Here is a 9,013-nt window from a genome sequence, read left to right as displayed (position 1 = left end):
TGATAATATTTGCCCAAGTATAGGTTTATTTGTATTTTTGGAACGCCTGAAGAGTGACATGTTTGAAAATTTTTGAAAGTTTTTTCAAAATAAATCATTCTCAGGCACTTTTAAAAATTAAACTTTCGGACGGTAGTGACTGCTTTTAATTGTTTTTGCATAACTTATAGTATAAATTTCACTAAATTTAAAAAATTAGATACTATTAAATTATTACTTTTGTAAAAATTTTCAATATGTTTTCAACAGGCCAAATCTACTTTGCTATTTTCTTTGTTATTGTATTTGTAACTACTATGATTATAGTGTATCGAAAAGATTTAAAACAAATGAAACCATTCTATAAAGGAACATATTGGGTGTTTTTAGGATTTTTAGTTTTTATTGGATTACTCTTTTTAATTAAAGTACTAATGAAAGATTAATTTTCTTACTTTTGAAAAACAAATTCATATCTCAATGAGAATTTTAAAATACATACTTCTTTTATTACTTCTTTTAGGTGTAGCATTTATTGTATTTGTTGCTACTCAGCAAAGCGATTATAAGATAGTGCGTTCAAAAGAAATAAAAGTTTCAAAAGATATTGTTTACAATTTTGTTTCTGATAGTACTGCTTTGATCGATTGGAATCCATGGAATAAAGATAATGTTGTTTTCAAAAATCTAAAATTAATTCCTAGTGATACGATTTTACAAAACATCACTATCTCTGGTATGAAAAACGAATCTTTTATACGTTTTCAAAACACAAAAAAAGGAGCTTTAATTACTTGGGAATTAAAAGGAAAATTAGATTTTGAATTAAAATTATTAAGTGTTTTACAAGGTGGAGTTGATAATGTTTTAGGAGATAAATTAGATGAAGGCTTAAACAATATAGATACTTACCTAGTAAAAGAACTAACCTCATACAAAATAGCCATTGGTGGATTGGTAACTAAACACGCAACCAATTATATTCAACAAGTAGATACATGTTCTATAACAGATTTCCAAAAAGTATCAAAATCGATGTTACAAAATATGATGGCTTTTGTAGAAAAGAATGATATTGATATTTTAGGATTGCCATTTATTACTTACGAAAGCATTAGCTCAAATGACAAGGAAATCATTTTTGCCATGTGTGTTCCTGTTGAAGAAGAAATTTTAACTACACCGGGAAGTGAGATTTCTGGTGGTCACTTTGATGAGTTTCTTGCTGTAAAAACTACTTTGACAGGAGATTACTCACATCGTAAAGAAGCTTGGAATAAAGCTCGTGCTTATGCAAATAAGAATAAACTGATTGAAGATTCATTCAACGGAAAATTTATAGAAGTTTATAAAGTAAGTTTACCAAAAGAACGCAAACCTTCTAAATGGGTAACTGAATTATATGTTCCAGTTAAGAAAAAAGTATATGCTCCAAAGCCAAAACCAGAAGCAGCTGAAGAAGGTGCTACAGCGCCAGTAGAAAATACAACAACTAAACCAACAGAGTAAAAAAATATCCCGATTTTCATCGGGATATTTTATTTATTTTTTCCTATCAAATGTTTGACAACCGTTTCAGCTGCATGTAAACCAAATAATGCAGGCATCCAACTATTCGTTCCATAAAACGACTTTTTGAAATTAGAACCATCGGTCATTTTTACACTATCGTAATCGGGTCTTTCAAAGGAATAAACTACTTTAACACCGCTCAAAATTCCTTCTAATTTTAAACGTTTTCTCACCTGTTTTGCTAACGGACAATAATCGGTTTTACTGATATCTTTCACACGAACTTTTTCAGCTTCAAACTTACCACCTGCTCCCATGTTACTGATTACCTTCACTTTTTTGCGTTTGCAAGCTACAATCAAATTGATTTTTGGAGTTAAACTATCAATACAATCTAAAACGTAATCAAAGTCAGGAGTTACTAATTCAAAAGCACGTTCTGGCGATAAAAACTCTTCAATACGAGTTAATTTTAAATCAGGATTAATATCCATTAATCGGTCACCAACAATTTTAACCTTTGGCTCACCAACTGTGCTGTGTAAAGCAGGTAATTGACGATTTATATTCGTAATATCTACAACATCACCATCAACAATAGTCATTTTCCCAACACCTGCTCGTGCTAAAAATTCGGCAGCAAAACTCCCTACTCCACCTAATCCAACTACCAAAACATTCGCGTTTTCTAATCGTTGAATACCTTCTTCTTTAAATAACAATACTGCTCTTTCTTTCCACTTTGCCATAATTGGTTTGAATCGTTAAATTGATTATTTTTTTAACTGAAAATCTTTGAAAAATTAGTAAAAACGATAGCTTTCATCTCCTCTACTGAAATTCCTTTTATCGCAGCAGCTTTTTCATAGACTTGATAAATAGATTCCTCAATCGTATCGGTTTCCAATAAAATTTGATTTTCGGGTGCAAAGGTAAATACTTTTTCTAAATCTGGATTACGAAGTAAGTATTTTCCAAACGAAAGATAAAATCCGTTTTTCAGAAGTGTTTGTGCTACTTGTTCGTTTTTTGAAAACCCGTGAATAATCATTGGATTTTCGATTTTCATTTCTTTCTTGATAGCAATCACCTCATCATAAGCTGCAACACAATGTAAAACAATTGGCTTTTGAGTTTCTTTTACCAATTCTAATTGTTTTTTAAAAACCGAAATCTGTAAGCCTAATGGAATTTCAATCCGTTTATCCAAACCACATTCTCCTAATGCTAAACAACCCTTTAATTGCAATTTTTCTTTGATAATTTCCAAATCGGTTTCTAAACGATTTTCATCTACATACCAAGGATGAATTCCAATAGAATAATTTGGAACTGAAGCATCAAATTCCCACGGATATTGATTTACGACTTCAATCACATCCGAAAGATTTGAAAATTTGTGCGTATGTAGGTTGATGAATTTAGTCATGGAATTTCTTTACTCCTGCTAAGATTTCGACATCTAAATCGTTCTCTAAAGGCACAATCGGACACGAATATTCATAATTATAGGCACAATACGGATTATAAGCTTTGTTAAAATCGATGGTCCATGTTTTTCCTTTTTGCATTCTCAAGTCTACATATCTTCCACCAATGTAGCTCTCCTTCCCACATGTTAAATCAGAAAATGGAAGAAACAAATAATCTTCATAACCCGATTTTTTTGATAAATCGATATTTTTATAAACATTCAATTTTAAATTTTTACCATCAATTGAAAAATGAAGTTCGCCATATTTCACATATAATGGTGTTCTTGAAGTTGTCGTTTTCATTCCAAAAGCTTTCTCCTTTTTAGTTCGGATAAAAGTAGCTTCTACAATATATTTTTTATTCAAAGGAAAAAAATCCAACCCTTTAAAAGATTTAAAATCTTCTTTCATTAAAGGACTTTTTAATGAATCCGCAAAACTTTGATTCAGTTCAGCTTGAAATTTTTCAGCTGAAGCCAAGTCTTTTTGAGCAAACGCAAAAGCCGAACAGAATAAGAAAATCAAAAGTTTTTTCATAGAATTCATTTTTTACAAAAATATATAATTTCTATAACATTTTAATCGTGCTGGCTTTCGTAATTTTGCAATTCAATTTTAGGTATGTTACTACGCGCTTTCAACAAATACATCGATAATTTCAGAGGATTTTCTCGCGAAATTTGGATACTTACCTTAATTACTTTCATTAATCGTGCCGGAACTATGGTACTTCCTTTCTTGTCGAAATACTTGAAAGAAGATTTGCATTTTACGTATAGTCAAGTCGGATGGATAATGGTAAGCTTTGGTTGTGGTTCAATTATTGGGTCTTGGTTAGGCGGAAAATTATCAGATAAAATCGGGTTTTACAAAATCATGATTTTCAGCTTACTAACGAGTGGATTTGCTTTCTTTGGGTTGCAATTCATAACTAGTTTTGAAGGATTATTAATTGCGATGTTCTTAATCATGACGGTTGCAGATATGTTTCGTCCCGCTATGTTTGTTTCTTTAGGAGCTTATGCCAAACCCGAAAACAGGACTCGTGCTTTAACTTTAGTTCGATTGGCGATTAATCTAGGTTTTGCAGCCGGTCCTGCATTGGGTGGATTATTAATTATGAGTGTTGGTTACAAAGGATTGTTCTGGGTAGATGGTGCAAGTTGTATTCTAGCGATATTAATTTTTTGGATTAAAGTTAAAGAGAAGAAAAAATCAAAATACACAGATAAGGAACATCCGGGCGAAATATTAACGCACTCTGTTTTTAAAGATACGCCATTCTGGATATTCTTAACGGGAACTTTGATCACAGGAATTTTATTCTTCCAATTGTTTACAACTATTCCGTTATATCACAAAGAACAATTCAACTTAAGCGAATTCCAAACTGGTTTGCTATTAACATTAAATGGTATTTTAGTCTTCTTCTTGGAAATGCCAATTGTGAGTTATATCGAAAAACATAAAATCAACAAGTTAAAAGTCATTACTTACGGTTGTTTAGCAATGGCGATAAGTATTTATTTGCTTTTAGTGAATAATTGGGCTGGTATTTTAATTATCATGATGATATTTATGACGTTTGCCGAAATGTTCGCTTTTCCATTTTCGAATTCTTTTGCCATGAGTCGCGCTCCTAAAGGTCACGAAGGTCGTTACATGGCCATTTTTACGATGAGTTATAGTTTAGCCCATATTTTAAGTGCGAAAACAGGAATGGAAATAATCGATCGATTTAGTTATCAAACCAACTGGTTTTTCATGGGAACTCTTGGTGTTATTGGTGTTTTACTTTTCATTTGGACCAAAAAATTAGTGGCTAAAGAACCTCCAAGAAATCTTTAAAACTAAAAATTTAGTTAAATAACTATAAAAACAGTTGTGAAACTAAAAATATAGTTATAGATTTGTTCTTCGACAAGCTCAGAATGACAAACTTATGACTATGCAAAAACTAACCAACAAAGAAGAAGAAATCATGCATATTTTATGGAAGCTTAAAAAAGCTTTTGTAAAAGATATCATGGAAGAAATCACTGATGATAAACCTCATTACAACACGCTTTCTACTATTGTTCGTAATTTAGAGGAAAAAGGATATGTAAGTCATAATGCTTACGGAAAAACGCATCAGTACTTTCCTATCGTTAAATTGGAAGATTACAGAAAAACCTTCATGAATACCGCTATTGATAACTATTTCAATAGTTCGTACAAAAATTTAGTTTCCTTTTTTGCTGAAGAAGAAAAGATTTCGGCAGATGAACTTCGTGAAATTTTAGCATTAATCGAAAAAAAGAAATAGCATGGAAAATCTACTGCTCTATTTTGTAAAAGCAAACGGACTCATCATTCTGTTTTATTTGATGTACGTTTTATTTCTTCGAAAAGAAACTTTTTTTACCTCAAATCGTTGGTATTTGATTGGTGGTTTGGTTTTGTCTTTGATTTTACCTTTGATTACGTTTACTAATACGATTTGGGTAGAACCAACACCAATTCCAGTCTACTATGAAGAAGTAATTCCTGTTATAAACAATACAATTGAAGTTCCCGTTCAAGAAACGCCTTTGGATTGGTCATTGATTTTAACAACAGCTTATGCAGTAATTTCGATACTAATCGTAATGAAAATTACGTTGGAATTGGCTTCCTTCTTTAATAAAATCAGAAAACATCAAAAGCATAAAGAAACAGGTTTCACTTTAATTCATACGGACACAACAGAAAATCCATTTTCGTTCTTTCATTATATTGTGATTAATCCGAATCGATTCTCTAAAGAAGAATTCCAACATATTTTAACGCACGAAAGCATTCATGTGAAGCAAAAACATTCCATTGATGTATTGCTTTCAAAACTGTTTTGTGCTTTCTTTTGGGCAAACCCAATCATCTGGTTGTATCGGAAAGCTATGTTACAAAACCTTGAATTTATTGCAGATAGCGAAACTTTTCAACAAATAGAAAACAAATACGAATATCAAAGAACCTTATTAAAAGTAGTGACTCATCAACACGACTTAAGTATTACCAATCAATTTTATCAATCATTAATCAAAAAACGAATCGTTATGTTACACACAAATCAATCAAACAAAAGAAATGTTTGGAAGTATGCCACCATTCTTCCGCTATTAGTAGGTTTCATGTTATTATTTCAAATTGAAACGGTGGCGCAAGTCAAAGAAAATCCAAAAAAAGCTCATGCTGTAAAAGTTGAAGCCATTGGTTTTAGTTGGGATAAAAAGGCAACCGATGAAGAAATGAAATCAGATGCAGCACTATTAAAAAGCCAAGGAATTGATTTTAAATTTTCGAATGTAAAACGCAACAAAAACGGTGAAATTATTGCTATTAAAATCGAGTTTAACGATGGTAAAGGCAACAAAGGAATTAAAGAAATCAAAGGCGATGAACCAATTCAACCAATTTACTTTAGTGCTGAAGAAGGAAAAATTGGATTTACTGCTGAACCTGATTATTCGGACTATGTTGTAGATGAAAAACTTTCAAAAATTGCAGGAACTGAAGTGAAAGTTAAAAAGTTTGAAGTTAATCAAGTTAAACTTAATGAATCTGTCAAAGCAAATGAGGCTCTTTGGATTATTGATGGTAAAGAAATAGACTTATCGGAATTTAAAAATGCAAGGGTTGAAACAAAAGAAGCCATTACTTTTTATTCAAAAGAAGAAGGATATGAAAAATTTGGCGAAAAAGGTAAAAATGGTGTCGTAATTATTAATGGTGCTTCTATTATTTATGATGAAAACAAAAATCCAAAAGTTGTCTCAAAATATTATGTTAATGGAAAAAAAATAAATGAGAATGAGACTAAAATAGTAATGAATGATAAAGCGGATATGCTAGTGGTAAATAAAAAAACAGAAAATATAGATGTCATTAAAAAAAGAGATAATGTTGTTACTATCATTACAGAAGATGGTGACCACAATATAATTTATCATGAAAAATATTTAAAAATCCCTGATTCACCTTCTGTAAGATTAGATGAAAATGGACCTCAAATTATTATTAATGGTAAAAACGTAGATTCAAAATCATTTTTAGATATGGATCATTCGAAGATTTATTTTCTAGAAGTAACTGAAAAAGAGACAAATGAAAATAATATCGTTGTTGTAAAGAAAATTGAAGTCAAAACCAAATAACCAAAAAATCCCGATTCACTCGGGATTTTTTATTTTTATATATTTGCCAAAAATTTAACCATGTATAAACTACTTGCCAAACTCAACAAAGCCCTTTTACCCAGTTTTACCAAACAAGGTTTAGATCCTATAAAAGCTAAAAATTGGCAAAAAGCAATTATTGCTTATCGTTATTGGGTTACAATAAAAAGTTTAAAATAAGTCAGACAAAACAGGCTTTTATGAACTTATCATAACTTTTAGTTTAAAACAATAAAACTTATATGGCTTATATGTTTCAAAATCAATAAGTTAAAGCAGCAAATATTTCCTTATCTCCTAATTTCGTTCTTCCGTTTAAAAACGACAACTCCATTAAGAAATTCATTTGCACGATTTCGCCACCTAATTGCTCTACTAATTCACAAACCGCTTTTGCAGTGCCTCCTGTTGCCAAAACATCATCGTGAATTAAAATCTTATCTCCGGGTTGAATTGCATCTACATGCATTTCTAAAGTATCGGTTCCATATTCCAATTCATAAGAAGCACTAATCGTAGTAAAAGGCAATTTTTTAGGCTTGCGAACCGGAATAAATCCGGCATTTAATTTTTGTGCCAATAAGATTCCAAAGAAAAAACCACGACTCTCTACTCCTATTACCTTATCAATTTTCTGATTTTGCAACGAATTAACCAAAGTTTCTATGCAAAAAGCAGTTGCTTCAGGTGAAATTAACAACGGTGTTATATCTTTAAAACCAATTCCTGGCTTTGGAAAATCTTGAATATCACGGATATAGTCTTGTAAGTTCATTTTTATTTACTTTTTTTCTTGTTAGGGTTTGCAATTTACACAAATATATCTATATTTGCACTCACAAAATCGGCCTCGTGGCGCAACTGAATAGCGCATCTGATTACGGCTCAGAAGGTTACTGGTTTGAATCCAGTCGAGGTCACAAAAGCTCTGCAATTGCAGGGCTTTTTTTGTTTTGAATAGGATTATAAAACTAATAGAGTTCAATTAGCAAATTCAAAAAAAACTCGAAACATTAAACCTACTCCCAATACCTACATCAGTCAAAATACAAAACTTTACCTAAAACTCACCGAACATACAACTCCTCTACTATAACTCACCGAGCTTACAACTCCTCTACCTAAAACTCACCGAACATACAACTCCTCTACTTGTCAAATCGAGCGAAGTCGAGATTCATTTTACTATTATTTCTGTTGTAATAGGAACATGATCTGAAATTTCTCTTGCTTCTTTTAGTGTTGCAAAAGCCTCATAACAAATAAAATTACTTACCCTCCAAAATTGTAATTACTTCCACAATTTTTGCCACTTGTTGCTCTTCTGTGGCTACATCTTGTATGGCTTGTAAAAGTTCTTTTTGATAGGTTTTATCTTGTTTTTGAAAAACAGACAAAACATTAGCTTCGGCAAAACAATCTAAAATGGCTTGCTCGTCAGTCTTTTGGGTGTCTTCTAAAAATAAGGTAACCAATACTTTATCGCCACCTGTTTTTTGAATGGCATTTCGTATTTCAGAATTAACAGCCAGCTTTTTATCTCCATTTTTAACCGGTCCTAAATTCTTATGTTGAATAGCATAACCATCAATAGTGCCCGAAACTTTTAAATCGCCCCATTTGCCTTTAATGTCTTTAGTATTGGGAACAATTAATTGGTACGTCCAAGCGCCATTGCCTGGAATATACTGTAACTCTAAAAGTTCGTTTTCTATGATAATTCGCATATTAAATTTCAATTTTATCTATTGTTTCTGTACTGCTGAACTCGTTTCAGCATCTCATTAGAACCTGAAACAAGTTCAGGTTGACAAGCGTTGCGTTCAGGTTGACAGCTGCTACGTTTAAGTT

11 protein-coding genes and 1 tRNA gene are annotated in these 9,013 nt (G+C 31.6%); 7 read left to right on the top strand and 5 right to left on the bottom strand.

The window, feature by feature from the left end:
* Nucleotides 1-236: 236 nt before the first annotated feature.
* Entirely contained in the window at nt 237-425 is a 189-nt protein-coding gene (locus tag ACE3PD_RS10105; protein ID WP_194095847.1) for a hypothetical protein, read from the top strand.
* A gap of 34 nt (nt 426-459) precedes the next feature.
* Nucleotides 460-1,488 carry a hypothetical protein gene (locus ACE3PD_RS10100; RefSeq protein WP_374402081.1) on the top strand — a complete coding sequence of 343 codons (1,029 nt, stop codon included), beginning with the start codon at nt 460-462 and terminating at the stop codon, nt 1,486-1,488.
* A gap of 29 nt (nt 1,489-1,517) precedes the next feature.
* Here ACE3PD_RS10100 and ACE3PD_RS10095 read toward each other — a convergent pair whose 3' ends face one another.
* Genes ACE3PD_RS10095 through ACE3PD_RS10085 form a run of 3 tightly spaced genes read right to left on the bottom strand, consistent with a single transcriptional unit; the run spans nt 1,518 to nt 3,503 of the window.
* Nucleotides 1,518-2,240 (bottom strand): ThiF family adenylyltransferase, encoded by a 723-nt coding sequence (locus tag ACE3PD_RS10095; protein WP_374402079.1) that lies wholly within the window; start codon nt 2,238-2,240, stop codon nt 1,518-1,520.
* Nucleotides 2,241-2,272: 32 nt separating this feature from the next.
* Complete coding sequence (locus tag ACE3PD_RS10090; RefSeq protein WP_374402077.1) at nt 2,273-2,920, bottom strand: TatD family hydrolase; 648 nt, start codon at nt 2,918-2,920, stop codon at nt 2,273-2,275.
* Nucleotides 2,913-3,503, bottom strand: coding sequence for a DUF1684 domain-containing protein (locus tag ACE3PD_RS10085; RefSeq protein ID WP_374402075.1), 591 nt, complete (start codon nt 3,501-3,503; stop codon nt 2,913-2,915). Before ACE3PD_RS10085 ends, ACE3PD_RS10090 begins: the two co-directional genes overlap by 8 nt.
* Before the next feature lie 84 nt (nt 3,504-3,587).
* Here ACE3PD_RS10085 and ACE3PD_RS10080 point away from each other — a divergent pair, with 84 nt between their 5' ends.
* The 4 genes from ACE3PD_RS10080 to ACE3PD_RS10065 all read left to right on the top strand — a co-directional run bounded on the left by ACE3PD_RS10080 (nt 3,588) and on the right by ACE3PD_RS10065 (nt 7,342).
* Nucleotides 3,588-4,814: an MDR family MFS transporter gene (locus tag ACE3PD_RS10080; RefSeq protein WP_374402073.1), complete on the top strand. Its 1,227-nt coding sequence runs from the start codon at nt 3,588-3,590 to the stop codon at nt 4,812-4,814.
* Nucleotides 4,815-4,914: 100 nt separating this feature from the next.
* Nucleotides 4,915-5,274 (top strand): BlaI/MecI/CopY family transcriptional regulator, encoded by a 360-nt coding sequence (locus ACE3PD_RS10075; protein ID WP_374402071.1) that lies wholly within the window; start codon nt 4,915-4,917, stop codon nt 5,272-5,274.
* A gap of 1 nt (nt 5,275) precedes the next feature.
* On the top strand, nt 5,276-7,141 hold the full coding sequence (locus tag ACE3PD_RS10070; protein ID WP_374402069.1) for a M56 family metallopeptidase: 1,866 nt from the start codon (nt 5,276-5,278) through the stop codon (nt 7,139-7,141).
* A gap of 60 nt (nt 7,142-7,201) precedes the next feature.
* Entirely contained in the window at nt 7,202-7,342 is a 141-nt protein-coding gene (locus tag ACE3PD_RS10065) for an SsrA-binding protein (RefSeq protein ID WP_374402067.1), read from the top strand.
* A gap of 82 nt (nt 7,343-7,424) precedes the next feature.
* On the opposite strand, the gene ACE3PD_RS10060 is transcribed toward ACE3PD_RS10065, so the two are convergent.
* On the bottom strand, nt 7,425-7,937 hold the full coding sequence (locus ACE3PD_RS10060; protein ID WP_374402065.1) for an adenine phosphoribosyltransferase: 513 nt from the start codon (nt 7,935-7,937) through the stop codon (nt 7,425-7,427).
* Between the two features lie 71 nt (nt 7,938-8,008).
* Here ACE3PD_RS10060 and ACE3PD_RS10055 point away from each other — a divergent pair.
* Nucleotides 8,009-8,082 (top strand) — tRNA-Arg (locus ACE3PD_RS10055).
* Between the two features lie 348 nt (nt 8,083-8,430).
* On the opposite strand, the gene ACE3PD_RS10050 is transcribed toward ACE3PD_RS10055, so the two are convergent.
* Nucleotides 8,431-8,889 (bottom strand): DUF1905 domain-containing protein, encoded by a 459-nt coding sequence (locus tag ACE3PD_RS10050; RefSeq protein ID WP_374402063.1) that lies wholly within the window; start codon nt 8,887-8,889, stop codon nt 8,431-8,433.
* Between the last annotated feature and the right edge of the window lie 124 nt (nt 8,890-9,013).

This window comes from Flavobacterium sp. (assembly GCF_041911335.1).
Lineage (GTDB): Bacteria > Bacteroidota > Bacteroidia > Flavobacteriales > Flavobacteriaceae > Flavobacterium.
This window is presented reverse-complemented; position numbering and strand designations above follow the sequence as displayed.